Origin of the sequence: Streptomyces sp. NPDC101132 (assembly GCF_044759225.1) — a bacterium.
In the GTDB taxonomy this organism is placed as follows: domain Bacteria; phylum Actinomycetota; class Actinomycetes; order Streptomycetales; family Streptomycetaceae; genus Streptomyces.
This window is the reverse complement of sequence record NZ_JBIVYX010000004.1, coordinates 395,234-419,952: the sequence shown is the minus strand read 5'-3', so window position 1 is coordinate 419,952 and position 24,719 is coordinate 395,234. Positions and strand designations below refer to the sequence as shown.

The 24,719-nt window shown below is 74.4% G+C and carries 20 protein-coding genes and 1 pseudogene; 11 read left to right on the top strand and 10 right to left on the bottom strand.

The window, feature by feature from the left end:
- The first annotated feature begins 212 nt into the window (after positions 1 to 212).
- The 3 genes from ACIQUR_RS12305 (at position 213) to ACIQUR_RS12295 (ending at position 4,753) form a co-directional block, all read left to right on the top strand.
- Positions 213 to 1,667 (top strand): hypothetical protein, encoded by a 1,455-nt coding sequence (locus ACIQUR_RS12305; protein ID WP_403662373.1) that lies wholly within the window; start codon positions 213 to 215, stop codon positions 1,665 to 1,667.
- A 118-nt stretch (positions 1,668 to 1,785) separates the two neighbouring features.
- A complete protein-coding gene (lon, locus tag ACIQUR_RS12300) occupies positions 1,786 to 4,182 on the top strand; it encodes an endopeptidase La (RefSeq protein ID WP_403662370.1) in 2,397 nt (798 codons plus the stop codon).
- A 127-nt stretch (positions 4,183 to 4,309) separates the two neighbouring features.
- Positions 4,310 to 4,753 (top strand): MarR family winged helix-turn-helix transcriptional regulator, encoded by a 444-nt coding sequence (locus tag ACIQUR_RS12295; protein ID WP_403662367.1) that lies wholly within the window; start codon positions 4,310 to 4,312, stop codon positions 4,751 to 4,753.
- Between the two features lie 69 nt (positions 4,754 to 4,822).
- Here the strand turns inward: ACIQUR_RS12295 and ACIQUR_RS12290 are convergent, their stop codons facing one another.
- The gene (locus ACIQUR_RS12290) at positions 4,823 to 5,596 is read right to left on the bottom strand and encodes a hypothetical protein (protein WP_403662365.1); all 774 of its coding nucleotides are present in this window, start codon (positions 5,594 to 5,596) and stop codon (positions 4,823 to 4,825) included.
- Between the two features lie 416 nt (positions 5,597 to 6,012).
- On the opposite strand from ACIQUR_RS12290, the gene ACIQUR_RS12285 reads away from it, so the two are divergent.
- The 5 genes from ACIQUR_RS12285 (at position 6,013) to ACIQUR_RS12265 (ending at position 12,805) form a co-directional block, all read left to right on the top strand.
- Complete coding sequence (locus ACIQUR_RS12285; RefSeq protein ID WP_403662362.1) at positions 6,013 to 9,918, top strand: nitrate- and nitrite sensing domain-containing protein; 3,906 nt, start codon at positions 6,013 to 6,015, stop codon at positions 9,916 to 9,918.
- A complete protein-coding gene (locus ACIQUR_RS12280; protein ID WP_403662359.1) occupies positions 9,915 to 10,391 on the top strand; it encodes a roadblock/LC7 domain-containing protein in 477 nt (158 codons plus the stop codon). Before ACIQUR_RS12285 ends, ACIQUR_RS12280 begins: the two co-directional genes overlap by 4 nt.
- Positions 10,388 to 10,759: a DUF742 domain-containing protein gene (locus tag ACIQUR_RS12275; RefSeq protein ID WP_403662356.1), complete on the top strand. Its 372-nt coding sequence runs from the start codon at positions 10,388 to 10,390 to the stop codon at positions 10,757 to 10,759. Before ACIQUR_RS12280 ends, ACIQUR_RS12275 begins: the two co-directional genes overlap by 4 nt.
- On the top strand, positions 10,740 to 11,372 hold the full coding sequence (locus ACIQUR_RS12270) for a GTP-binding protein (RefSeq protein ID WP_403662353.1): 633 nt from the start codon (positions 10,740 to 10,742) through the stop codon (positions 11,370 to 11,372). The genes ACIQUR_RS12275 and ACIQUR_RS12270 overlap by 20 nt, the downstream gene beginning before the upstream one ends.
- 95 nt (positions 11,373 to 11,467) lie before the next feature.
- Complete coding sequence (locus ACIQUR_RS12265; protein ID WP_403662350.1) at positions 11,468 to 12,805, top strand: styrene monooxygenase/indole monooxygenase family protein; 1,338 nt, start codon at positions 11,468 to 11,470, stop codon at positions 12,803 to 12,805.
- Here ACIQUR_RS12265 and ACIQUR_RS12260 read toward each other — a convergent pair.
- The 4 genes and pseudogenes from ACIQUR_RS12260 to ACIQUR_RS12245 form a co-directional block, all read right to left on the bottom strand.
- Positions 12,784 to 14,169 (bottom strand): annotated as a pseudogene (locus tag ACIQUR_RS12260) (NlpC/P60 family protein); the annotation flags it as partial. The gene ACIQUR_RS12265 and the pseudogene ACIQUR_RS12260 overlap by 22 nt on opposite strands.
- Positions 14,170 to 14,254: 85 nt before the next feature.
- Complete coding sequence (locus tag ACIQUR_RS12255; RefSeq protein WP_403662347.1) at positions 14,255 to 14,536, bottom strand: hypothetical protein; 282 nt, start codon at positions 14,534 to 14,536, stop codon at positions 14,255 to 14,257.
- 184 nt (positions 14,537 to 14,720) lie between these two features.
- The gene (locus ACIQUR_RS12250) at positions 14,721 to 15,437 is read right to left on the bottom strand and encodes a TetR/AcrR family transcriptional regulator (protein WP_403662344.1); all 717 of its coding nucleotides are present in this window, start codon (positions 15,435 to 15,437) and stop codon (positions 14,721 to 14,723) included.
- A 49-nt stretch (positions 15,438 to 15,486) separates the two neighbouring features.
- Positions 15,487 to 16,416: a diiron oxygenase gene (locus tag ACIQUR_RS12245; RefSeq protein ID WP_403662341.1), complete on the bottom strand. Its 930-nt coding sequence runs from the start codon at positions 16,414 to 16,416 to the stop codon at positions 15,487 to 15,489.
- A 180-nt stretch (positions 16,417 to 16,596) separates the two neighbouring features.
- Here ACIQUR_RS12245 and ACIQUR_RS12240 point away from each other — a divergent pair, with 180 nt between their 5' ends.
- Positions 16,597 to 17,703 carry a ferritin-like domain-containing protein gene (locus tag ACIQUR_RS12240; RefSeq protein ID WP_403662338.1) on the top strand — a complete coding sequence of 369 codons (1,107 nt, stop codon included), beginning with the start codon at positions 16,597 to 16,599 and terminating at the stop codon, positions 17,701 to 17,703.
- Between the two features lie 74 nt (positions 17,704 to 17,777).
- Here ACIQUR_RS12240 and ACIQUR_RS12235 read toward each other — a convergent pair whose 3' ends face one another.
- From ACIQUR_RS12235 to ACIQUR_RS12225, 3 genes are read right to left on the bottom strand one after another with little or no spacing between them, the layout of a single operon-like run.
- Positions 17,778 to 18,236, bottom strand: a complete 459-nt coding sequence (locus ACIQUR_RS12235) for a DUF3291 domain-containing protein (RefSeq protein ID WP_403662335.1) — start codon at positions 18,234 to 18,236, stop codon at positions 17,778 to 17,780.
- A 44-nt stretch (positions 18,237 to 18,280) separates the two neighbouring features.
- Complete coding sequence (locus ACIQUR_RS12230; RefSeq protein ID WP_403662333.1) at positions 18,281 to 19,759, bottom strand: penicillin-binding transpeptidase domain-containing protein; 1,479 nt, start codon at positions 19,757 to 19,759, stop codon at positions 18,281 to 18,283.
- Positions 19,756 to 21,144, bottom strand: a complete 1,389-nt coding sequence (locus tag ACIQUR_RS12225) for an FtsW/RodA/SpoVE family cell cycle protein (protein WP_403662330.1) — start codon at positions 21,142 to 21,144, stop codon at positions 19,756 to 19,758. The genes ACIQUR_RS12230 and ACIQUR_RS12225 overlap by 4 nt, the downstream gene beginning before the upstream one ends.
- 96 nt (positions 21,145 to 21,240) lie before the next feature.
- On the opposite strand from ACIQUR_RS12225, the gene ACIQUR_RS12220 reads away from it, so the two are divergent.
- Entirely contained in the window at positions 21,241 to 21,678 is a 438-nt protein-coding gene (locus tag ACIQUR_RS12220) for a DUF6325 family protein (RefSeq protein ID WP_403662327.1), read from the top strand.
- Positions 21,679 to 21,943: 265 nt separating this feature from the next.
- Positions 21,944 to 22,087: a hypothetical protein gene (locus ACIQUR_RS12215; protein ID WP_403662324.1), complete on the top strand. Its 144-nt coding sequence runs from the start codon at positions 21,944 to 21,946 to the stop codon at positions 22,085 to 22,087.
- A 36-nt stretch (positions 22,088 to 22,123) separates the two neighbouring features.
- Here the strand turns inward: ACIQUR_RS12215 and ACIQUR_RS12210 are convergent, their stop codons facing one another.
- A complete protein-coding gene (locus ACIQUR_RS12210) occupies positions 22,124 to 23,323 on the bottom strand; it encodes an ATP-binding protein (protein WP_403662321.1) in 1,200 nt (399 codons plus the stop codon).
- 188 nt (positions 23,324 to 23,511) lie between these two features.
- Positions 23,512 to 24,384, bottom strand: coding sequence for a hypothetical protein (locus tag ACIQUR_RS12205; RefSeq protein ID WP_403662318.1), 873 nt, complete (start codon positions 24,382 to 24,384; stop codon positions 23,512 to 23,514).
- Positions 24,385 to 24,719: the final 335 nt, after the last annotated feature.

Here is a 24,719-nt window from a genome sequence, read left to right as displayed (position 1 = left end):
GCGGGGGGGGGGCGGGGGGGGGGTGGCCGCCCGACCGGGCCGCGGGGTAGGTGGGGGGGGGGGGGCGGGGGCCCGGGGCCCCCCCCCCCCCCCCCCCCGCCCCCGCGGGGGGGCGGGGGGCCGCGACCGCCAGCGAACGCCAAGCGAGGGACACCGACCGGAACGCGCTCACGCCCCACCTCCGCACCGTGGATCCTGGCCGACCACCGAGTATGGAGCCCCCGCCCGCGTACGGAAACCTCCCGGAGGCCGTCATCAGCCGGACCGCAGGCGCCCCCGCCCCGGAGCGGGAGTCCGCCCGGCGCGACACCGCCCCGCGCCGCACCGGGTGCCACGGGACCGCGTGGCACCGCGCCCGGTCCCTGCTGCCCGGCCTCGTCGCGCTCTGCCTGGGCCTCTGGGGCCTGGAGCGCGGGCCCGCCATGTGGCGGGACGAGTCCGTCACCCATCAGGTGGCCCACCGCACCGCCGGGGAGCTGTGGGCGCTGCTCGGCAACGTCGACGCCGTGCACGGCCTCCACTACTTCCTCATGCACGCCGTCTTCGGCGTCTGGGACGGAGGCCTGTGGGCACTGCGCCTGCCCTCCGTGCTGGCCACGGCCGTGGCCGCGTGCGGCGTGGCGGCGGTCGCCGGGACCCGGACCGGACCGCGGGCCGCCGCGGCGGCGGGGACCGCGTACGCGGTGCTGCCGCCGGTGCAGCAGTACGCCCAGGAGGGGCGCTCGTACGCGCTGGTCGCCGCGGCCGTGGTGTGGGCGACGTACGCGCTGCTGCGCGGCCGCTGGGTCGCGTACGCCGGCCTGCTCCTCCTCGCCTGCTGGCTGCACCAGTTCGCGCTGCTCGCCCTGGCCGCGCACGCCGTGGTGGCGTGGCGGGACCGGGCCTGGCGGTGGTGCGCGCTCGCCGTCGCCGCCGGCGTGCTGCCGCTCGCCCTGGTCGCCGCGGGCCAGGCCGGGGCGCAGCTGGGGTGGCTGGGGCGGCCCGGCTGGCAGGACTGGCTCGCCTACGCGGCGGCGGCCGGCGCGGGCCTGCTCCTCGCCCGGGGCGCGGAGCGGGAACGCGTGCGCGTGGCACTGCCGTTGCTGCTGCTGCCGCCGGGCGTGCTGCTGACGGTCTCGCTGGTCCATCCCTGGTACGTCGACCGGTACGTCCTCTACGCCCTCGCGGGACTCGCCCTGCTGGTGTCGCGGTGGCGGGTGGTGCTGCTGGTGGCGGTGCTCGGCCTGCCGTGGTCGCTGTGGCTCCGGACGCCGGAGAGCCGCAAGGACGACGTGGTGGCGGTGGCCGCCGCCGTCCGCGAGCTGTCCCGGCCGGGGGACGCCGTCCTCTTCCTGCCGGCCCGCCGCCGCGAGTGGCTGCTCTCCTCGCCCGCCGTGTACGGAGGCCTGCGCGACCTCGCGCTGGCCCGCTCCCCGGCCGCCTCGGGCACCCTCCAGGGCACCGAACTCCCCGCGACGGAGCTGCGCGCCGCCCTGCTGGACAGCCCCCGCGTGATCGCCCTCTCGGACCCGCCGGACCAGCCGCGCGACCGCCTCCCGAAGGAAGCCGTCAAACGCCAGACGCTGGTCGCCCACTTCGACCTCTGCGCCCTCCGCCGCGTCCACGGCGCCGCCATCGCGCTGTACGCCCGCCCGGGCGCCTGCCCCCACCCGCCGCAGACCCGCTGACCGGCGAGGACGGCACCTTCACGCTGCGTTCGCCGTCGGCGAACGCAGCGTGGGGAACATACGGGGGCTCACGTGCATTGAGTCGGCATAGCTCAACTTCACTGCCGGAGGGAAGATCATGGCTTCGACGTCCGCATCGCTCACGCTGCCCGTTCTGCCGCTCGACGACGAGGTCGTGCTGCCCGGCATGGTCGTGCCGCTCGACCTGACGGACGGTGAGGTACGGGCCGCGGTCGAGGCGGCGCAGGCCGCCTCCGGGAGCGGGAAGCCCCGGGTGCTGCTGGTGCCGCGGGTCGACGGGACGTACGCGGGGACCGGCGTGCTCGGCACCGTCGAGCAGGTGGGCCGGCTCTCCGACGGCGACCCCGGCGCCCTCATCCGCGGCCGCGGGCGCGTCCGCATCGGCGCCGGCACCACCGGGCCCGGGGCGGCGCTCTGGGTCGAGGGCGAGACCGTCGCCGAGCACGTGCCCGATCCGCTGCCCGGCTCGGTCGCCGAGCTGGTCAAGGAGTACAAGGCCCTCGCCACCAGCTGGCTCAAGAAGCGCGGCGCCTGGCAGGTCGTCGACCGCGTGCAGCAGATCGAGGGCGTCGGCGCCCTCGCCGACAACTCCGGTTACTCGCCCTTCCTGACGGTCGCCCAGAAGGTCGAGCTGCTGGAGACCGCCGACCCGGTCGCACGCCTCCGGCTCGCCATCACCTGGCTGCGCGAGCACCTCGCCGAGCAGGACGTGGCCGAGTCCATCGCCAAGGACGTGCAGGAGGGCGTGGAGAAGCAGCAGCGCGAGTTCCTGCTCCGCCGTCAGCTGGAGGCGGTGCGCAAGGAGCTGCGCGAGCTGAACGGCGACGCCGAGGGCGAGGAGTCCGACGACTACCGCGCCCGCGTGGAGGCCGCCGACCTGCCGGAGAAGGTCCGCGAGGCCGCCCTCAAGGAGGTCGACAAGCTGGAGCGGTCCAGCGACCAGTCGCCCGAGGGCTCCTGGATCAGGACCTGGCTCGACACCGTCCTCGAACTGCCGTGGAACGAGCGGACCGAGGACGCGTACGACATCCAGGGCGCCCGCGCCGTCCTCGACGCCGAGCACGCCGGCCTGGACGACGTGAAGGAGCGCATCACCGAGTACCTCGCCGTCCGCAAGCGGCGCGGCGACCGCGGGATGGGCCTGGTCGGCGGCCGCCGCGGCGGCGCCGTACTCGCCCTGGTCGGCCCGCCCGGCGTCGGCAAGACCTCCCTCGGCGAGTCCGTGGCCCACGCGATGGGCCGCAAGTTCGTCCGGGTCGCGCTGGGCGGCGTACGCGACGAGGCCGAGGTCCGCGGCCACCGGCGCACCTACGTCGGCGCGCTCCCCGGCCGGATCGTCCGCGCGATCAAGGAGGCCGGGTCGATGAACCCGGTGGTGCTCCTGGACGAGATCGACAAGGTGGGCTCCGACTTCCGCGGGGACCCGGCCGCCGCCCTGCTGGAGGTCCTGGACCCGGCGCAGAACCACACCTTCCGGGACCACTACCTGGAGGTGGAACTGGACCTCAGCGACGTCGTGTTCCTGGCCACGGCCAACGTGCTGGAGGCCATCCCCGAGGCCCTCGCCGACCGCATGGAGCTGGTCAGGCTCGACGGCTACACCGAGGACGAGAAGGTCGTCATCGCCCGCGACCACCTGCTCCCGCGCCAGCTGGAGCGGGCCGGGCTCGGCGCCGACGAGGTGACCCTGGGCGAGGACGCGCTGCGCAAGCTGGCCGGCGAGTACACCCGCGAGGCGGGCGTGCGCACCCTGGAGCGGTCCGTCGCCCGGCTGCTCCGCAAGGTGGCCGCGCAGCACGAACTGGGCGAGCGGGAGCTGCCGTTCCACATCGGCGCCGACGACCTGCGGGCGCTGATCGGGCGGCCGCACCACGTGCCGGAGTCCGCGCAGGACCCCGCCGAGCGGCGCACCGCGGTGCCGGGCGTCGCGACCGGACTGGCCGTCACCGGTGCGGGCGGCGACGTGCTGTTCGTCGAGGCCTCGCTCGCCGACCCGGAGACCGGGGCGGCCGGTCTGACCCTCACGGGCCAGCTGGGCGACGTCATGAAGGAGTCGGCGCAGATCGCGCTGAGCTTCCTGCGCTCGCACGGTGCCGAGCTGGAGCTGCCGGTGGCCGACCTCAAGGACCGGGGCGTGCACATCCACTTCCCGGCGGGCGCGGTCCCCAAGGACGGGCCGAGCGCGGGCATCACGATGACCACGGCGCTGGCCTCGCTGCTCTCCGGCCGGCAGGTCCGCACGGACGTGGCGATGACCGGCGAGGTCTCGCTGACCGGCCGGGTGCTGCCGATCGGCGGGGTCAAGCAGAAGCTGCTGGCCGCGCACCGGGCCGGGCTCACCACCGTGATCATCCCGAAGCGGAACGAGCCGGACCTGGACGACGTGCCGGCCGAGGTGCTGGACACCCTGGAGGTCCACCCGGTCACCGACGTCCGGCAGGTGCTGGAGCTGGCGCTGGCGGAGGCGGAGGTGCCGGTGGCGGCGGCGGCCTGAGGGGGCGGTGTGCCCTCCGTGTGACTGATGCCGGGCCCGGGGGGCGCGGGTGTACGGACACCCGCGCCCCCCTGCCCGATACTGGTGTTCCCCGGCGGCCGGGGACACCACGTGAGGGGAGCGGGACGTGCAGGGCAGCGGAGACCAGGAGTTCCTCGCGCTGGAGCGGGAGCTTTCCGTCTTCCTCCGGCGCGCCCGGGCGTCGTCGGGCGAGATGGCCCGGGAGCTGCATCCCGAGCTGGAGCCCGCCGCGTACGGACTGCTCGTCCGCCTGGAGGACGCGGGCCGGCAGCGCGCCACCGACCTGGCGGCGTACTTCGGGGTCGGCAAGGCCACGATGAGCCGGCAGCTTCGGGCCCTGGAGGACCTGGGACTGGTGGCCCGCGAGCCCGATCCGGCCGACGGCCGGGCCTTCCTGGTGGGCCTGACCCCGTCCGGCCGGGAGCGCTTCCTGCGGGTACGGGACGCTCGCCGCGAGCAGTACCGCCGGAAGCTGGCCGACTGGGACCGGGGCGAGGTCGCGGAACTGGCGCGCCTGCTGAACCAACTGAACGAGGGCGCCGAAGCCTGACGCTCCGCGGCGGCGTCGGATGCCGGTCCCGTGCCGGGTGCGGGTGCGGGTGCGGGACCCGCGCGCGGGTCAGAGTTCCGCGTAGGCCGCCGACGCGTCGTCGTGGCGCTTGCCGCGGGCCGCCCCCGCAGGACCGGCCTCCAGGGCGCGGACCCGGTCGATCACGGACCTCGCCCCCTCCTTCACCAGCAGGCGGAAGAGGTCCGCCCAGTCCCCCTCCCCGAAGGTGTCCACCCACCGCGTCACCCCGTCCGTCAGGACGGCCAGCGCCGACACGTCCGACCGCGGCGTCGTGCCGGTGACCGCCCGCGCCGCCACCGCGGGATCCGCCGCGGCGGTGAAGAAGCCGCCCTCCGCGTTGCGCAGCGCATCCGTGGCCGCCACCGAGCGCAGCACCTCCCGCGGCACCCGGTCCAGCCGGTCGTCCCGTACCGCGGTGACCTCCCCGAGGGGATCCCGCAGCAGCAGCACCGAGTCCGACAGCACCAGGTGTTCCACGCACCGCTCGTCCCAGCGCGCCATCACCACCGTCGCCTGCGGCGTCCGGACGTGAGAAAGGTCACAGGTCTCCCGGTGGGCCCCGGCCGTGGCCGCGATCGCCTCCGCCAGAACCTGCGAAAGCGTCATGTCCCGCCGCGATCCGGACAGTTCGGTCAGTCGTCCGCCCAGCCGCGCCGTGAACCACGGGACCCCGTGCACGCACCCGTCGTCCCCGCGCGGCGGGGTCACCCCGTCCAGCGCCACCACGACCCCGCCCCCGCCCGACGCGGGCAGGACGGCCGACAGCCAGTCCTCATTGGGGTGTTGCGGATCCCCTGGGGCGGAGGCGAGGTCGATGCGCATATGGACAGTCTGCCCGGGATGTCCCCACCGGGTCGGAGTTTCGCACCAGGGCCGCGAAATGGTCCGTACCAGCCCTGGGTGAGCCTTCACGGACCCTCCCCTCACGGAGGCACCGGGTCCGGTGTGATGTGGGCGGGCATACTGCCAAAGCCCCCATGCGGTTTCAACCACCCGCCCGACACCACCCCCCGGCGGCGGGCCCCCCGAGTTGATCGCCAACTCTTCCCTGATGTTCACTCGTTCGAGTGGCCGGGCAGGCGATGCGTGCCCCTCTCCCAAACACACTTGGAATGGTCTGAAGCGGTACGAGGGGGCGGAGGCGTTTACTTGTTGACCGGCCGTCACCTCGGCCACGGGTCCCCCCGGACGAAGCCGGGGGCGAGTAGACGAGCACACGTACAGGATTGCGAGCACCGGTGCAGAAGAAGCGGTCTCGGAAGAACGGCAGCGCCCCGGCTGGAGCGGAGCGCACCGGAGACGCGACGGGCACCGGCGGCACCGCCGGCCGCCCCGTGCGCGTACGCAGCCGGCTGGTCCTCGGCGTCGCCGTAGTCGCCCTCGCGGTCGCCGGCGCGGGAACCCCCGCCCTGATCGCGGCCTCGGCCGAACTCAACGACTCCCAGCGCCTGGTCACCCTCGCCGAGCACACCCGCGCCACGGTCACCCTCGCGCACGCCCTCGCCGACGAGCGCGACGCGGTCGTCGCCTACGTCGCCGCCGGCCGCGCGGGCAAGGCCCAGGGACAGGTCAAGCAGCGCGCCGAGCGCGTCGACGGGCAGGTCGAGGAGGCCCGCGACGGCGCGGACGCCGACCTGGCCCGCGCCCTCGACCGCATCGCCGCCGTCCGCAAGGCCGCCGTCTCCGGCAAGGGCACCGCCACCGCCGCGGAGACCGCGTACTCCGAACTCCTCGGGGAACTCCTCGCCCCCGCCGGCGAACTCGCCGAGCGCACCCCGCCGCGCGCCGCGGCCGCGCTCGCCACCAGCCGCGCCCTCGCCCCGCTCAGCCGGGCCGTCGAGCAGGCCTCCGCCACCCGCGGGCTGCTCCTCGCCGCCCTCGCCGTGCCGGCGGGCGAGGAGCCGGGCACCGTCTACGACCCGGTCACCGGCCGGTACGAGGACGCGCCCCCCAGCGGCGAGGAGAAGACCCGCGACGAGCTGACCGCCGCCGCCCAGCGCGCCCGCGTCCGGGAGCAGGCGGCGCTGGAGGACTTCGACCGGGCGGCCCGGCCCGACGTGCGCGAGACCCTCGCCGCCACCGTCAGCGGCCCCGAGGTCAAGGCCGCGGAGGCCTTCCTCGCCAAGCTCACCGACGAGCCGCGGCTGTCCGCCGCCGAGCGCAAGCTGGACGCGGAGGCGGTCGCCGCCGCGCTGAGCGCCCGGATCGACCGCATGCGGTCCGTCGAGTCCACCCTCACCGCCGAGCGCGCCACCGCCCTCGCGGCCCTCCGCGACGACGACGTGACCTCCGGCGAGGTGCTGCTCGGCCTGGTCGGCCTGCTGGTGCTGGTCTCCGTAGGCGTTTCGACCGCCGTGGCCCGCACGCTCACCCAGCCCCTGTCCGTGCTCAGGCGCGGCGCGGAGCGGCTGGCGTCGCCCGATCACGAGGGCGGCTCCGACCCGGTCCGCTTCACCGGCCGCAACGACGAGTTCGCCGCCGTGGTCCGGTCCCTCAACGAGATCCACGCGCGGGCCGAGGCGCAGTCCACCGCCCTGCACACCCGGATCGCCGGCCTCGACGCCGACCGCCGCCGCCTGATCGGCCGCAACGACGCGCTCAGCGCCGCCAAGACCGCCCTCGACAAGGAGCTCGCCGAACTCAAGGCGAACCTGGAGGAGCACCGCAAGATCCTGCTCACCACCTCCGTGTCGCTCTCCCTGCGCACCCTCGGCCTGGTCGAGCGCCAGCTGACGGTCATCGAGCAGCTGGAGGCGAAGGAGCAGGACCCGGACCGGCTCGCCACCCTCTTCAAGCTGGACCACCTGGCGACGGTGATGCGCCGCCACAACGAGAACCTGCTGGTCCTCGCCGGCCAGGAGCACGGCCACGGCCAGTCGGGCCCGGTGCCGCTGGTGGACGTGATGCGGGCCGCGATCAGCGAGATCGAGCGGTACGAGCGGGTGGACCTCCAGGCCCTCCCCGCCTACACGCAGGTCGCCGGCCACGCCGCCGACGACGTCTCGCACGTGGTCGCCGAGCTGCTGGAGAACGCCACGACCTTCTCGCCGCCGGACGCCAAGGTGAAGGTGTCGGGCTGGACGACGGACGACGGCTCGGTCGTCGTCTCCGTGCAGGACGGCGGCATCGGCGTCACCGAGGACCGGCTGGCGCTGCTGAACGCCCGGCTGGCCGACCCCGAGGCCTTCGAGCAGGAGGACGAGGCGGAGCACGGCCTGGGCCTGGGCCTGTACGTCGCGGGCCGGCTGGCCGCGCGGCACGGCGTCACCGCGGAGCTGCGGGCGCGGCGGGGCGGCGGTACGGAGGCGCTGGTCGTCGTACCGGAGGCGCTGCTGCCGACGACGCCGCCGGCCCAGCCGGAGTACCGCGTGGGCGAGCCGGGGGCTCCGGAGCTCCAGCTGCCGGGGATCGTGGCCGAGGCCAACTCGAACGTCCTGCCGCCGAGGTTCCGGCCGGTGGCCGAGCCGACCGGTTCCGGCTCCGGCTCCGGGTCCGGGTCCGCGGGCACCGTCCCAGGCGCCCGGGAGGCCGAGCACGCGGCGGCCCCGGAGGCCGGTACCGTGCCCGAGCCGGTACGGGAGGCCCGCCCCGCCCCGGAGGCGCCGGAGCCGGAGCCGCAGCCGCAGCCGCAGCCCGTCCCGGGCACGTCCGACGTCTTCGTGGTGCCGGGCACCGCTGGGCCTGCGGCGCAGGCGGACGACTGGCCCCTGCCGGCCACGGAGCCGGTGCCCGCCCCCGACGCGGCGCCCATCTCCACCGAGCCCGAGGCTTCGGCCGACGCCGAGGCGGTCTCCGAGCCCGTGGCCGACGACTGGCCGCCAGCCCAGCCCGATGGCGCGCCCGAGACCCACGCCGACCCGGAGCGCGCTGCCGAGCCCGAGCACCTCGCGGAGCCGGAGGCTTCGGCTCACGCCGTGACCGAGTCGGTGGCCGGTGGCCGTCGTGCGCGCCGTGCCGCTGCCGATGACTGGCCGGTCGGCGAGGCCGAGGCCGTCTCCGAGTCCGAGGCCGACGACGGGCCGCTGGCCCAGCCCGATGGCGCGGCCGAGGCGCACGCCGGGCCGGAGTCGGTGGCCGGTGGCCGTCGTGCGCGCCGTGCCGCTGCCGATGACTGGCCGGTCGGCGAGGCCGAGGCCGTTTCCGAGTCCGAGGCCGACGACTGGCCGCTGGCCCAGCCCGATGGCGCGGCCGAGGCGCACGCCGAGCCCGCCGTCGACGCGGAGCGCGCTGCCGAGCCCGAGCACCCTGCAGAGCCCGAGACTTCGGCTCAGGCCGGGTCGGAGTCGGTGGCCGGTGGTCGGCGTTCGCGCCGTGCCGGTGGTGACGACTGGCCCCTCGGCGACGCCGAGACCGAGGCCGGGCCGGCTGCCGACGACTGGCCGCTGGCCGGGCCCGAGCCCGGGCCCGTGGGCGAGACCACCGCTCACGTGGGGTCCGAGCCGGTGGCGGGTGGGCGTCGTTCGCGTCGCGCCGGTGGTGACGACTGGCCGCTGGGCGGTGCGGAGTCCTCTGGGGCCGAGGCGCCTGCCGAGCGCGAGGTGGACGACTGGCCGTTGGCCGTTGCCGAGCCCGCCGCCGATGCAGAGCGCGCTGCCGAGCCCGCCGCCGAGCCCGAGGACCGTGCCGGGGCTGAGGGCGACGACTGGCCGCTGGCCCAGCCCGCCGCCGGCGGGGGCGCGTCCGCGGCAGGGGCCGGGGCGCACGCCGCCGATGGGGTCCAGCCCGGGGCCGGGGCGCATGCCGTCGAGGGGGTTCAGTCCGCGGCCGGTACGGGCGACGAGCCCGAGGCGTGGGTGCTCGCGGCGCCCCTGCCGCGCCCTGCCGCCGCCGGTGACGACGAACCGCACCGGCACGACCGGACCGCCCAGCCCGAGCCGGAGTCCGACGAGGACACCGAGGAGCTGGAACGCCCGCTCGTCACCGACAAGGGGCTGCCCAAGCGCACCCCGCGTGTCGTCGAGCACGGCACGCAGGACGTACGGAAGCCTGCCGCGAGGGTCGACGCCGAGGAACTCCGGCGCCGGCTCGGGGGGTTTTACCAGGGGGCCCGTGACGGGCGCCGCGTCGTGGACGCGGAGCTCGCCGAAGAACGCCGGCAGCGGGCCGAGGACGAGGGGGACACCGTCGAGGAGGCACGCACGTGACCGCGCCCAGTACGTACGGACTGAGCACCCAGGCCCGCAACCTGCAGTGGCTGCTGACCGACCTGGTCGAGGAGGTGCCAGGGCTGCTCTCGGTGGCCGTGGTCTCCTCGGACGGGCTGCTGCTGCTGTCCTCCGACCCAGGACGGGCGGACGCGGAACGACCCGAGACCAAGGGGCCGCGGGGGGCCTCCGCGGATCTCGCCACCATCGTGTCCGGGCTGGGCAGCCTGACCGTCGGTGCCGCCCACCTGATGGACGGCGGCAGCGTCAAGCAGACCATGGTCTCCATGGAGCACGGCAGCGTGTTCGTCATGGCGATCAGCGACGGCTCGCTGCTCGGGGTGCACGCCACGCCCGACTGCGACATGAGCGTCGTCGCGTACCACATGGCCCTGTTCGTCGGCCGCGCCGGACACGTCCTGACCCCCGAAGTCCGCAGCGAGCTGCGCCAGTCCATGGAGAGAAACCCGTGACCTCCGACCGGCTGCCGATACGCGGGGCGGACCGCCGCCCCGCCCGCGTCCGGCCGTACTCCCTGACCGGCGGGCGCACCCGCTTCGGTCACGTCCTGCTCGTCGAGACCTTCGTCGCGACCCTGGACGCCAAGGAGGGCCCCACGGCCCGCACACCCGAGATGCGCGCCATCGTCGAGGTGTGCCGCCGCATGCGTACGGTCGCCGAGATCTCGGCGCTGCTCAAGCTGCCGCTCGGCGTCGTCCGCGTGCTGCTGAGCGACCTGGCCGACCAGGGAAGGATCCGCGTCTACGGCACCGGACACGGCACCGGCCGCCCCGAACGCGCACTGCTGGAAAGGGTGCTCGATGGGCTCCGCCGTCTCTGAACCGATGCTCACCGTCCCCGCCGAGGCCGACGAGGGCGTACAGCCCTGGCAGTACGACCGCTCGCGCGCGCCCATCGCCGTCAAGGTGCTGGTCGCGGGCGGCTTCGGCGTGGGCAAGACGACCTTCGTCGGCTCGATCTCCGAGATCACGCCGCTGCGCACCGAAGCGCTGATGACCGAGGCCAGCGTCCCCACCGACGACCTCACCGCGACCCCGGCGAAGAACACCACCACGGTCGCGATGGACTTCGGCCGGGTCACCCTCGACGACGACCTCGTGCTCTTCGTCTACGGCACCCCGGGCCAGGAGCGCTTCTGGTTCATGTGGGACGACCTGGTACGGGGCGCCCTCGGCGGCATCGTGATGGCCGACACCCGCCGGCTGCCCGACTGCTTCCCCGCCCTCGACTACTTCGAGAGCTGCGGACTGCCGTACGCGGTGGCCGTCAACCACTTCGAGGGCAGCCGGTCCTTCGAGCCCGAGGACGTCCGCGAGGCGCTCACCATCCCGCCCCACGTGCCGGTGGTGATCATGGACGCGCGGAGCCGGGTGACCGTACTGGAGTCGCTGCTCACGCTCGTCTCCCACGCGCTCGACACCACCCCCGAATAGCCCGCGGGCGCGCCGGGCCCCCAGCCGCCCGGCCCGCGCCGCCCCGTGCCCCGCCCAGCCCCTTGCCCAGCCCCCACAGCCGGAGAGACATCGCCATGCGGAAGATCCTCATCGTCGGAGCCGGACAGTCCGGCCTCCAGCTCGCCCTCGGCCTCCAGTCCAAGGGGTACGAGGTCACCCTGATGTCGAACCGCACGGCCGACGAGATCCGCTCCGGCCGGGTCATGTCGACCCAGTGCATGTTCGACACCGCCCTCCAGCACGAGCGCGACCTGCAGGTCAACTTCTGGGAGCCCCAGGCCCCGAAGATCGAGGGCCTCGGCGTCTCGGTCGCCGCCCCCGACGGCAGCCGCCCGGTCGACTGGCTCGGCCGCCTCAAGGGCTACGCGCAGTCCGTGGACCAGCGGGTCAAGATGGCCGGCTGGCTCGACACCTTCGCCCAGCGCGGCGGCCAGCTCGTGATCCACGGCGCCGCCGTCTCCGACCTGGACTACTTCGCGCGCACCTACGACCTCGTGCTGGTCGCCGCCGGCAAGGGCGAGCTGGTCTCGATGTTCGGCCGCGACGCGGCGCGCTCCCCGTACGACGCCCCGCAGCGCGCGCTGGCCGTCTCGTACGTGCACGGGCTGGCCCCCCGCCCCGAGCACCCGGAGACCGAGGCCGTCCGCTGCAACCTCGTCCCCGGCGTCGGCGAGCTCTTCGTGATGCCGACCCTGACCACCTCGGGCCGCGCGGACATCCTCTTCTGGGAGGGCCTGCCGGGCGGCCCGGTGGACGCCTTCCAGGGCGTCAAGGACCCGGCCGAGCACCTGGCGCTCACCCTGGAGCTGATGGAGAAGTTCGTCCCCTGGGAGTACGCCCGTGCCACCCGGGTCGAGCTGACCGACGCCGGCGGCACGCTGGCCGGCCGCTACGCCCCGGTGGTCCGCAACCCGATCGGGCGGCTGCCCGGCGGCGGCCTGGTGCTGGGCGTCGCCGACGTCGTCGTCGCCAACGACCCGATAACCGGCCAGGGCTCCAACTCGGCCGCCAAGTGCGCCGCCTCGTACCTCTCCTCGATCCTGATGCACGGGGACAAGGAGTTCGACGAGGCCTGGATGAAGGCCACCTTCGAGAAGTTCTGGTTCACCACCGGCAAGCCGGTCACCCAGTGGACCAACGCCATGCTGGGCGTGCCGCCGGAGCACGTGCTGGGCCTCATCGGCGCGGCCGGGCAGCTCCAGCCGGTGGCCGACCGGTTCGCCAACGGCTTCGACAACCCGGCCGACTTCGACCACTACTTCTACGACCCGGAGGACGCGGCCGACTACCTGGCCGAGGTGTCCGCCTCCGTGGCCCCGGCCGCCTCCCCGGACGGGACGGCCTCCCCGGACCCGGCGGCCTCCCCGGCCGAGGGTGCCGCCTCCGCCGCGGGCGCCTCCTCCGACGAGTAGCCCGCGTCGCCGTCCGCACCCCCGCCCGACCCCGCCTCCGCCGCCCCCTGAGCGGGCAGCGGCGGCGGGGAGAACTCGGCGAGCGGCTCGCCCAGCGGGTCCGGACGCACCGCGCCCAGCAGCGGGTTCGCCGCGATGGGGGAGACCTTGACCTTCGCGCCGGGCCGCGGGGCCTGGATCACCTTCCCGCCGCCGATGTAGAGGGCCACGTGCGTGGCCTTGGGGAAGTACAGCACCAGGTCGCCGGGGCGCAGCCGGTCCAGCGGCACCCGCGGCAGCTGCGCCCACTGCTCCTGGCTGGTCCGGGGGATGGAGCGGCCGGCGTGCGCCCACGCCTGCGAGGTGAGCCCGGAGCAGTCGAAGGACGCGGGGCCCTCGGCGCCCCAGACGTACGGCTTGCCGATCTGCCCGACCGCGTAGGCCAGGGCCCGGCCACCCTCGGCGGTCGGGTTGCGGGCCGTCTTCCCCCGGCCCAGCCGGCCGGAATCCTCCAGCTCCTGCTGGGCCTTGTCGTCACGCGCCTCCTCCAGGGCGGTCAGCGCCGCGATCTGCTCGGCGCTGAGCGAGGCCAGCAGCCGCTGCACCTCGGCGAGCTGCCGGTTCACCTCGTCGCGCTGCTTCTTCCGCTGCGCGGCCAGCGTCTGCTGCGCGTCCAGCGCCTTGCGGGCCTGCGTGGCGAGGGCCCCGGCCTGCTTCTCGGCACCGGTGAGCCGGGCCAGCAGGCGGGCCTGGTGCGCCGCCTCGCGCCGGGCCAGCCGCCGTTCGTCCACGGCCTGCTGGGGACTGCCGGAGAGCAGCATGCGGACGTACGGGGAGAACGCCGCCGCCCCCTGGTACTGGCTGCGCGCCAGCTGCCCGGCGGCGGCCCGGGTGGCGCCCAGGGCGTTGCGTGCCTTCCCCAGCTCGACGCTCAGACGGCGCTCCTCCGCCTGGCTCGCCTTCAGGGTGACCTCGGTGGCGTTGTACGCCTCGCTGGCCTCCTCCGCCTTCTGGTACAGCCCCTGGAGGCGCGTCAGCAGCCCGGCCACGGAGCCGTCACCGGCCCCCTGGGCGCCGGCCGGGGCGGTTCCGCCGGCTCTCGGGGCGTCGGCAGCCGGGGCGTCGCCCGCGGCGGTGCCGTCCGCGTCCCCGGAACCGCCGGCTGCCGGGCCGTCACCGGCCGTGCCGCCGTCGTAGGGTGCGGCGCCCGGGCCCGGCTCGCCGGGGGTCCCGTACGCGTCCTCCGCGCCCGGTCCGGCCGGTCCCGGGGCCCGGAGCGCGGCCCGCGCTCCCGTACCGGCCGCCACCGGGGCCGGGGTGGCGAGGGCCAGCGCCACGCTGGTGGTCGCGGCCGCGCAGGCGAGCCGCAGGAGCCGTCCCGGCATGTGATCACCTCTCCGTGTCTGGGGAGGGGATCGTGGCACGCGAAGTAGTACGAATCGGCCAACCGGGTCGGCGGTGCCGGGGGCATCACCCTTCCGGCGCAGGCGGGGTGGGCTTGGACCAGGGCCACTTGAGGCGCCGCCGCTCGCCCGTCGGGTCCCACTCGTACTTCCAGCCGGTCTGCAGGCCCAGGCGCCTGGAGTAGCCCGCCGGGACCCGGCGGTAGACCAGGACCGTCGGGGGGCCGCCGTCCGGGTCCGGGACGGGGATCTCGTACGTCTTCGGGGGGTGGCCGGTGGGGCCGACCAGCACCGGAAGCACCCGACCGTCCATCGGGCCGCCCTCGAAGTGGGTGTTCTCGCTCTTCACCCCACCAGTCTCACAGCCCCGGCGGTCGTACGGCCCCGGCGGTCCGGCTGCCCGAGGTCCGGCGGCATGGCTGCCCCCAGGTCCGGCTGCCCCGGCGGTTCGGCTGCCCCGCGGCCCGGCGGCCCCGAGGTCCCCCGGCCCCGAGGTCCCCCCGGCCCCCGCGGGCCGGACGCGCCGGCCCGGTTCACAGCAGGTGCGCGGCCTCCGAGACCACCGGGATCACCCGCCGGGCCAGCACGCCCACCGGACCGTCGCCCTCCTCCAGAGCCAGGGCCACCCGGGCCACCTCGGCGGTCTCCGGGTCGGTTGCGGCGGTCACCGTCAGCAGGGCCACGAACTGGTCCACCAGCCAGTCCCGCAGCTCCTCCACCGGCGGCTGCTTGCCCTCGTCCAGCCAGATCAGCGAGGCCGCCTCGACGGCCGTGATCCAGGTGCGCACCATCATCCGCAGCCGGGGCCCCGGGCGCTCCACGGCGAGGTGCACGAGTATCTGCTCGGCGGCCGCCCGCCGCACCCCGTCCACGGTGGCCGTGGTCCGGGAGGTCTCGGCGACGCTGCCGCCCTGGAGGAGGGCGGCGAAACCGGTGGCGTGCTCGTCGACGAAGGCCAGGTAGCGGTCCAGCGCCTGGGCCAGACGCAGGCTGAGCGGGCCGGTCTGCGGCTGCGCGAAGCAGTGCTCCAGCGCGTCGGCCGCCGTGCGCAGCGCGGCCTCGTACAACTGCTGCTTCCCGCCCGGGAAGTACCGGTACACCAGCGGCCGCGAGACCCCGGCCGCCTCGGCCACGTCGTCCAGCGACACGTCCTCCGGCGCGCGGTGGGCGAAGAGCGACAGGGCCGCCTCCAGCAGCTGGCCCCGCCGCTCCTCCACGCTCAGCCTGCGGTACGTCGTCCGGGTCGTCATGCCCGGCAGCGTATCCGCCGGGGGCCGGTGCGCGGGGGGTGTCCCGCGGTCAGGCGAGCAGCCCCGAGCTCTTCCACAGCCGCCGGCCGACGCCGCGCAGCACGCCGATGTCGTCCAGGAAGTCGGTCAGCCGCTTGGCGCCGGTCTGCATCACCTCCCGGCGGTGGCCGCTGGCCTTGACCTGCGCGACGGCCTCCCGGCGGTCCAGGCCGACGTTGTCGTAGACGGCCGGGTTGACGAAGGCGATGGAGAAGACGCGGGCCGCCTCGCCGCAGCTGATCCGGGTCAGCTCCTGCTCCCAGCGCGGGGCGGTGAGCATCTGCCGGCGCAGCTCCTCGCGGGCGTAGCGGACGTGCCGGGCCTCCTCGACCACGTGGATCCGGGTGACCCCGCGCACCAGCGGCTGGATCCGCTCGTCCGGGAAGGTCAGCCGCTGCATCCAGTCGAGGATCTCCTCGCCGAGCAGGGTGCAGGCGAAGGAGCCGGGGGTGGTCGAGATCGTCTTCAGCACGCGGGCGAGGTTGTGGTTGACCTTCGACACCGGGTACGCGGGCGCCCCGCCGGCCTTGATCATGCGGGCGAACATCATCGAGTGGCGGCACTCGTCGGCTATCTCGGTGAGCGCGTAGCGGACGTGATTGCTGGTCAGGGACTTGTCGTAGATGTGCCGGACCAGCAGCTGCATCAGGATGATCTCGAACCAGATGCCGAGGGAGGCGAGGGCGGCCGCCTCGTGGCGGGCCAGCTCCATCCGCTGCTCCTCGGACATCTTCTTCCAGAGCGGGGTGTCGTACAGCGACACGAGCTCCGGCGGCCAGTACCACTTGCCTTCGACGGGCGGTGCCTCCCAGTCGAGTTCCCTGTCGGGGTCGAAGGAGTGCTTGGCGGAGGACTCCAGCAGCCGCTCGGCGATCTGCTCACGGTCCTTCAGCAGGCCGAGGGCGTCGCGCAGGACGGTGCGGTCGGTCACGGTCGTCATGGGGTCGGACACCTCGTGAGTGGGTTACCAGCGGTCACCCACTTATGAGACTCCCTGTCAGCAAGGTCGTCAATCCCTCGCGCACGAGTTGTTGACCCCGCGTCTACCAACGTGTGAACCTGCCAACCATCCACTCCTGTACGGCAGTCCGCGACCGCAACGCGAGACAAGGGGGCGTCAGTGTCGACGCACGAGCTCTACACCACCCGCCCGGACGAGGGGATCTGGCAGATCCCGGCCTCCGGCTCCGCCCGCTTCACCTGGGAGTACGCCGACGGCCGCGAGCGCCTCCTCGCCCTCTACCAGAAGGGCAAGGACAAGCAGTGGGACGGGGCCAAGCGCATCGACTGGGACATCGACGTCGACCCGTACGACCCCCTCGGCACCCCGGACGAGGTGCAGACCCTCTACGGCACCCGGCACTGGGCGAAGCTGACCGACCGGGACAAGGGCGAGCTGCGCCGGCACTACGCGGCCTGGAACTTCAGCCAGTTCCTGCACGGCGAGCAGGGCGCGATGGTCTGCGCGGCCCGCATCGTGGAGTCCGTGCCCGACCTGGACGCGAAGTTCTACTCCGCCACCCAGACCATGGACGAGGCCCGGCACGCCGAGATCTTCTCCCGCTTCCTGCACGAGAAGGTCGGCATGCTCTACCCCGTCAACGACAGCCTCCAGGGCCTGCTGGGCGACACCCTGCGCGACTCCCGCTGGGACATGCCCTACCTCGGCATGCAGGTGCTGATCGAAGGGCTCGCGCTGGCCGCCTTCGGGATGATCCGCGACACCACGGACAAACCGCTGCCCAAGCAGATCCTCGCGTACGTCATGCAGGACGAGGCCCGGCACGTGGCCTTCGGCCGGATGGCCCTGCGCGACTACTACCGGCAGCTCTCCGACGCCGAACTGCGCGAGCGCGAGGAGTTCGTCATCGAGGGCTGTTACCTGATGCGCGACCGGCTGCGTGGCGTGGAGGTGCTGGAGAACTTCGGCATCCCCCGGAAGGAGGCCGAGGAGTACTCCGAGCAGTCGGAGTTCCTGCACCTCTTCCGCAAGCTGCTGTTCAGCCGGATCGTGCCGTGCGTGAAGGACATCGGCCTGTGGGGCGAGCGGCTCCAGAAGGCCTACCTCGACATGGGCGTCTTCGAGATGGGTGACTCCAACCTGGACCTGCTGATGGCCCAGGACGAGGAGCTGGCCGAGGCCCTGGACCGCGAGCGCTTCGCCGCCGAGGAGGCCGCCCGCGTCGCGGAGGTCCGGGACACCATCGACGAGGGCGCCCGGCCGTAGGCGGTGGTGCCCGCGGGCGCGCGGCCGTGAGTGGTGGTGCCTGGCGGTGCCCGCGGGCGCGGTGCTGGCCCGGGCTAGGCCGGTGGCGGGAAGGGGTGGCGGAGCGAGAAGGCGTACGGGCCCGGGCCGTGCTCGCGGAGGTGCCGCAGGCGCTCCTCCGCGTCCCGCACGGTCGGGCGTACGCCGGCCTCGACCCACCACAGGGCCGTGACCGTCTCGGTGAGGTGCTCGAACCACTCGCGGCGGCGGGCCAGGAACTCGCGGTGCAGCCCCTGGTACATGAAGGCGCCCAGCGCCTCCGCGTCCCGCCAGACCGACATGTTCACGATGAGCGAGTCGTCACCGAGCACGGACACGCCCGTGGCGTTGCCGGAGTCGTCCTGGAGCCGCCACACGAAGCCGTCGGCCGCGTCGGCCACCGCGTTGACGGGGTCGAGCCCGTCCATGAACTCCTTGAACTCCGCCGAGTCCAGCGGGTACTTGGGTCGTCCTATGTTCACCTGGGCCAGTTCGTACCGGGCGGATGCAGTCATGTCCGCACCCTAGGCACGGACCCGCCCGTTCCGGCAGCGCCTGATCAAGGAGTGGGACGCCGCGGGTCGGTGGCGAGCGCCGCCTCCATCACCGCCCGCGCGATCGGCGCCGCGCTGCTGTTCCCGCTGATGTCCCCCCGGTCGGCCTCCGCGTCCTCGACCACCACGGCGACCGCCACCGCCGGCAGCGGGGACCCCTCCGGCTTGGCCCAGGCGATGAACCAGGCGTACGGGGTGCCGGTGTTCCCCACGCCGTGCTGCGCGGTGCCGGTCTTGCCGCCGACCTCCGCGCCCGCGATGGCCGCGTTCCGCCCGGTGCCCTCCTCGACCACCCGCCGCATCAGCTCCTGGAGCCGCAGCGCGGTGGCCGGGTTCATGGCGCGGCCCAGGGTGCGCTGGCCGCCCTGGCGGACGACGTCCCCGTCGTCCTGGGTGGTCCGGTCCACCAGGTACGGCTGCTTCACCTCGCCCCCGTTGGCCACGGCCGCCGCGACCATCGCCATCTGGAGCGGGGTGGCCTTGGTGTTGAACTGCCCGATCGAGGACAGGGCCAGCTGGTCCCGGCTCATATCGGTGTCGAAGTTCGAGCGGGACACCCAGGAGGGCACGCGCAGCCCGGCGTCGTTGAAGCCGAATCGTTCCGCCGCCTCGACCATCCCGCGCAGGCCCACCTGGACGCCGATCTTGGCCATCACCGTGTTGCAGGACCACTGGATCGCCTCGCCCATCGAGGCGTCCTCGCACCCGGTGGAGGCGTTCGGCAGCACGGTGGTGGTCCCGGGCAGGACGTACGGGTCGGGGGTGCTGGTCGGCGCGTCCACGTCCGTGACCACGCCCGCGTCCAGCGCCGCCGCCGCGGTGACGACCTTGAAGGTGGAGCCCGGGGGATAGGTCTCGCGCAGCGCCCGGTTGAGCATCGGCCGGGTGGGGTCGGCGTTCAGCCGCGACCATGCCTCGCGCACGGACGCCCCGGTGCCGGAGAGCACCGCGGGGTCGTACGAGGGGCTGCTGACCAGCGCGAGGATCCGGCCCGTCGAGGGCTCCAGGGCCGCCACGGCCCCGCGCCGTCCGGCCAGCCCGGTGTACGCCGCCAGCTGGGCCTGGGCCCGGATCGTGGTGACGGCGTCCCCGCCGGCCGGGCGGCCGCGGGTGAACTCGTACCAGAGCGGGAAGGCCGTCAGGCCCGGGTCGGTGCCGGACAGCAGCCGGTCCTCGGCGCGCTCGACGAAGCTGGTGCCGTAGGTCTGCGAGGAGAAGCCGGTGACCGGCGCGTACAGCGGGCCGTTCGCGTACGTCCGCTCGTAGCGCAGCTGCTGGCCGCTGTCCCGGGAGCCGGTGACCGGGCGGCCGTCGACCAGGATGTCGCCGCGCGGCTCGGCGTACCGGGCGATGCTGCCCCGCTTGTTGGCCGGGTTGTCGGTCAGGGAGCCGGCCCGCCAGATCTGCAGCCGGGTCGCGTTCACCAGCAGCGCGGCCAGCAGGACGAGACAGAAGACGGCCGACCAGCGGATGTACCGGATCACGCGGGCTCCTTTCCCGTGGGCTCCTCGTTCCAGGGGACGGGGCGGCGGGCGCAGTCGCTGATCCTGACCAGCACCGCCACGATGAGCCAGTTCGTCACCACCGACGAGCCGCCCTGGGCCAGGAACGGCATCGCCATGCCCGTCAGCGGGATCAGCCCGGTGACCCCGCCGGCGATCACGAACACCTGGAGGGCCACGATGGCGCCGAGGCCGGTGGCGAGCAGCCGGCCGAAGGGGTCCCGCAGCGCCAGCCCGGCCCGGAAGGCCCGGGCGACCAGCAGCGCGTACAGCAGCAGGATCGCGGTGAGCCCGACCAGGCCCAGCTCCTCGCCGGCCGTGGCCAGGATGAAGTCGGACTTCGCGGCGAAGCCGATCAGCGTGGAGTGGCCCTCGCCGAGGCCGGTGCCGAGGGCGCCGCCCTCGGCGAAGGCGAAGAGCGACTGGGCGAGCTGGCCGGGTCCCTGGCCCGCCTCGATGGAGGCGAATGGATTCAGCCAGTCGTCCACCCGGCTGTTCACGTGCGGTTCCAGGGTGCCGACCGCGAAGGCGCCGACGCCGGCCAGCACCAGTCCGATGGCGATCCAGCCGATGCGGCCGGTGGCCACGAACAGCATGATCACGAAGAGGCCGAAGAAGAGGAGTGACGTCCCCAGGTCCCGCTCCAGGACCAGCACGCCCACGCTGAGCAGCCAGATCGTCAGGATCGGCGCGAGCACCCGGCCCGGCAGCAGCCGGAACTTCCAGATCCGGCGGCCGGTGAGCGCGAGGGCGGTGCGGTTCGCGGCGAGGTACGAGGCGAAGAAGACGGCCAGCAGGACCTTGGCGAACTCGCCCGGCTGGAAGGAAAGCCCGCCGACCCGGATCCAGATGTGGGCGCCGTTGATCGGCGGGAAGAGCACCGGCACCAGCATCAGCAGCAGCGCGGCGGCCACCGAGAGGTACGCGTACCGCTGGAGCACCCGGTGGTCGCGCAGCAGGCAGACCGCGGCGACGAACAGGGCGAGGCCGAGGCCCGACCAGACGAGCTGGTCGGGGGCGGCGACCCGGCCCGGCGTGGCCAGATCCAGGCGTTGGATCAGGACCAGGCCGAGGCCGTTGAGGAGCAGCGCGATGGGGAGGAGGAGCGGGTCGGCGCAGGGCGCGAAGAGGCGTACGGCCAGATGGGCGACCAGGGCCGCGGCGGCGAGCCCGGCGGCGAAGCGGCCGGCGTCGTCGGGGACCGCGCCGCGGAGGGTGAGGCCGACGCTCGCGTGGCCGAACCAGACGATCAGGACGGCGCCCGCGAGCAGGGCGAGTTCGACGCCCCTGCGCTGGGGGTGGCGTACCCCGGGCGGGGGTGGCGGCGGGGGGTTGTCCGCGGCCACCTTTGCCGTCAATGCGGTCATATCGGCAAGGTAGCAAGCAGCCGAAGCTTATGTCCCTTTATGTCATAGTGTGCTGAAGAAACGTCAGGAGTGGTTGCCGGATAGGCCGGAGTGGACATGGGCCCTGTGGAGTTCATCGTGCTCGCGTTTCCCGAGGAACAGCTGAGGGTGCAGGCGGTGGCCGCCGTACTGGGCCTGCGCAAGACCGGGAACGTCCGGCTGATCGACGCGCTGGTCGCCACGAAGACGGCCGCGGGTGAGGTGCTGGCCGCCGAACTCGACGAGTTCCAGGAGCTCCAGGGCGTGCTGGCGGGCCGCGAGGTCGCCCGGCTGATCGGCCCGGAGGACGTCAGGGAGGCCGCCGGCCTGCTGGAACGCGGCAGCTGCGCGCTGCTGGTGCTGGTCGAGCACGTGTGGGCCGAGGACGCGGCGATCGCGGTACGGGCTGCGGGCGGCCGCATCGCGGGGTCGGTCCGCATTCCGCCGGAACGCATTGCGGAGGTGCGGGCGGCGTTGAGTTTGGGTGGGGGCTTGGCTGGGGGCGGGGAGTCGTGAGTGGGGTGGCGGCCGGTGGGCGGCCTCGTCGAGGGGAGTCCTGATGTTCATCCGGCCTGTACGCGCCACGGTCCGTCCCGCGCAGCGCCCGGCAGGAGCGCCACTGCTGCGGGGGAGCCTCGCGCGCGGTGCGTACGTCTGGGACGTGGTGCCGGAGGAGGGAGCGGAGGAGGGGCCTGGGGTGGGGGTGGGGGAGAGGCCTGGGGTGGGGGCGGCCGACGTTGTCGCCAGGGCGTCTGGTGCGGGTGGCGCCGCTGGGGCTGGTGTGGGTGACGCCGCTGGTGCTGGTGCCGCGGTGGGTGGGGGGCTGGCCGGGCAGCTCGCGCAGTTGGCCGCGCTGTCCCGTGAGGGGCTTCTGACACCGGAGGAGTTCGCGGCCGCCAAGTCCCGGCTGCTGGCCGGCGAATAGGTCGGGTCGGGTGGGGCGCGGGGCGTGCGGCCCGGGTCAGGGTTCCGGCGTGTCCTGGGGCGGCGTCGGGAGGGTGAGGACAGCTTCGGCGCCGCCGTCGGGGGCGTTGCGGAAGTCCAGGCGGGCGCCGATCACCTCCGCCTGGCCGGCCGCGATGGTGAGGCCCAGTCCGTGGCCCTTGCCGCCCGCCTGGGGTTCCGTACGGAAGCGCTGCGGGCCGTGCGCCACCAGGTAGTCCGGGTAGCCGTCGCCGTGGTCCCGTACCGTCACGACCGGTCCGTGGACCGTCAGGACCACCGGCGCGCGTCCGTGCTTGTGGGCGTTCGCGACCAGGTTGCCCAGGACGCGCTCCAGCCGCCGCCGGTCGGTCTCGACGCACAGGTCCTCGACGATCACGACCTCGGTGTCCGTGCCCGAGGCGCGTACGACCCGCTCGGCCAGCGGCGCCAGCCGGTGCACGTCGTTCTCGACCTGCTCGCTGCCCGAGTCCAGCCGTGAGATCTCCAGCAGGTCCTCGGTCAGCTGCCGCATCGTCCGTACCCGTTCCCGCACCATCTGCGTGGGCCGGCCGTCCGGCAGCAGCTCGGCCGCCGCCGAGAGCCCGGTCAGCGGCGTGCGCAGCTCGTGCGCCACGTCCGCGGTGAAGCGCTGCTCGCTCGTCAGCTTCGCCTGGAGCGTGGACGCCATGGTGTCCAGTGCCCCGGCCACGGTCGCCACCTCGTCCTGGTGCCGCGAGGGGTCTTCGGTACGCGGGTCCGCGACCCGTGCGTCGAGGTCGCCCTGGCTGATCCGCCGGGCGACGGTCGCGGTCTGGTGCAGCCGCCGCGTGACCCGGGTGACCGCGAAGGCGCCGATCAGCAGGGTGCCGCCGATGGCCAGCACGGAGGAGCCGATGATCGCGTTGTCGAGGCCGCTGATGGTTCTGGCGCTCTGCGTGTAGTCGATGGTGGTGGCCAGGGCCCGGCCGTCGGCCGGAGCCGCCGCCCACATGGTGGGGCTGCCCCGGAAGTCGGCCACCATCGTGCCGCGCGACCCGGCCACGGCCAGGGCGCGGAGGGAGGCCGGGAGCTCCGGGGGGTCGATGCCGGAGCCGGGCGGCAGGGCCTCGCCGGCCTCGTAGGCGCGGGCGGCGTCGGTGAGCTTGGTGAGGGCCTTGTCGCGGGCGGTCTGCACGGTCTGGCGGGTGACCTCCACGTGCACGAGTACGCCGAGGACGGCCGCCAGCGCGCAGCACATGACGACGATGAAGCAGGCGGACTTCCAGGTGAGCGTGGCCGTCCAGGCGGGCAGGCGGGGGCGACGGGGGCGCCCGGGTCCTGTTCGTCCGGCGTGTTTCCGGCGGGAGGGTGGGGTGGGGGTTGGGGTTGGGGGTGGGGGTGGGGGTGGGGCGGAGGTCTTGTCGTCGGCGGTCGTGTCGTCGGCGGTCACGATGCGGTCCCGGGAGTGGTGACGGGAGGGTCGGAGGGAGTGGCGACCGGCGAGGTGGCGGGGCGCTTCTGGCCGCGCGGCTGCGTCACGCGCACGATCTGGTCGCGGGTCGGCAGCATCGTGCGCTGCTTCTCGTCCCAGGACCAGGCGATGATCCACTCGTAGCCGGGGTTGCCGCCCGGGACCCTGAGGATGACGTCCCGGCCGGCCAGTTCCACGCCGATCACGGACTCGACGGTGCCCATGATGCGGTTGAGCCGGCCGTCCGGGTCGGCGGTGAAGGCGCGGACCGCGAGCTGCCGGTCGGGCAGCTCGATGCCGATGATCAGCTCGTCGCGGCCGTTGCCGGTCAGGTCGCGGTAGTACGGGGCGAGCACCGGGCACTTCGGGGCGCCGGCCCGCGTGCACGTGCCGATCGCGGCGATGGTCTCGGGCGGCATCGCGTCGGGACCGGTGACGGTGCTCGCGGCCTCCTTGATCTCTGCCTTGACCAGCGCCACGGGGTCGACCTGGTGGACGTTCTGGCCGGTGACTGGCGGGATGCCGGTGACGTACTCGGGTGGGGCGCCGGCCGGGTCGGCGGGCAGTACCGAGGCGCCCTGCCGTTGGGGCCACAGGTGGACCGGGCCGCTGGCGATGGGGGTGGGTCCCGCACTCTCCAGGCGTCCGGAACCGCCGCAGGCGGTGACGAGCAGGGCCAGGGGGAGGGCGAGCATGCAGGCGGTGATGCGGGTGCGGGTGCGGGTGCGGGCTGTGGCGGGGGTGTGGAGGGTCCCGGCCGAGGTGCGGGCCGCTGCGGGGGTACGGGCCGCGGTCGGGGTGCGGTCGGGGGGTGGGGTCGCCCCGGACGGCGTGCGACGCGGCTTCACGGGCCTCCTGTGTGCGGCTCGGGCCTCCGTGCGGGGCCGGTGGCCGCCACGGCTCGTGGTCGGGCGGCCAGGTCGCGTCCGCGTGGAGGGCGGGGTGGTGCTGGTCCTGGTCCTGGTCCGGGCGGTGGTCGCTGGTGGGCGAGCCGCCGCGGGTGATCGGCCGGGGGGTCCGGCCTCTCGGTGGCACCGTAAAACTTATTCGGCGTGAAGTCCTTTTTGTCCAGCTGGTGGATTCCGGGGCGCCGAGACCGTGGTGGGGGCTGGGGGCTGGGGGAGGGGAGGGGAGGGGGAGGGCGCGTGCGGGTGCGTGGTGCCCGGTAGCGAGGAGATCCGTC

What these genes read in the sequence shown, in the direction of transcription:
- ACIQUR_RS12210 (WP_403662321.1), bottom strand. Translation starts at nt 23,323, where the DNA reads ATGTGCTGCGCGCTGGCGGCCGTCCTCGGCGTACTCGTGCACGTGGAG.
- ACIQUR_RS12265 (WP_403662350.1), top strand. Translation starts at nt 11,468, where the DNA reads ATGCGGAAGATCCTCATCGTCGGAGCCGGACAGTCCGGCCTCCAGCTC.
- ACIQUR_RS12305 (WP_403662373.1), top strand. Translation starts at nt 213, where the DNA reads ATGGAGCCCCCGCCCGCGTACGGAAACCTCCCGGAGGCCGTCATCAGC.
- ACIQUR_RS12290 (WP_403662365.1), bottom strand. Translation starts at nt 5,596, where the DNA reads ATGCGCATCGACCTCGCCTCCGCCCCAGGGGATCCGCAACACCCCAAT.
- ACIQUR_RS12225 (WP_403662330.1), bottom strand. Translation starts at nt 21,144, where the DNA reads ATGACCGCATTGACGGCAAAGGTGGCCGCGGACAACCCCCCGCCGCCA.
- lon (WP_403662370.1), top strand. Translation starts at nt 1,786, where the DNA reads ATGGCTTCGACGTCCGCATCGCTCACGCTGCCCGTTCTGCCGCTCGAC.
- ACIQUR_RS12220 (WP_403662327.1), top strand. Translation starts at nt 21,241, where the DNA reads ATGGGCCCTGTGGAGTTCATCGTGCTCGCGTTTCCCGAGGAACAGCTG.
- ACIQUR_RS12250 (WP_403662344.1), bottom strand. Translation starts at nt 15,437, where the DNA reads ATGACGACCCGGACGACGTACCGCAGGCTGAGCGTGGAGGAGCGGCGG.
- ACIQUR_RS12235 (WP_403662335.1), bottom strand. Translation starts at nt 18,236, where the DNA reads ATGACTGCATCCGCCCGGTACGAACTGGCCCAGGTGAACATAGGACGA.
- ACIQUR_RS12245 (WP_403662341.1), bottom strand. Translation starts at nt 16,416, where the DNA reads ATGACGACCGTGACCGACCGCACCGTCCTGCGCGACGCCCTCGGCCTG.
- ACIQUR_RS12270 (WP_403662353.1), top strand. Translation starts at nt 10,740, where the DNA reads ATGGGCTCCGCCGTCTCTGAACCGATGCTCACCGTCCCCGCCGAGGCC.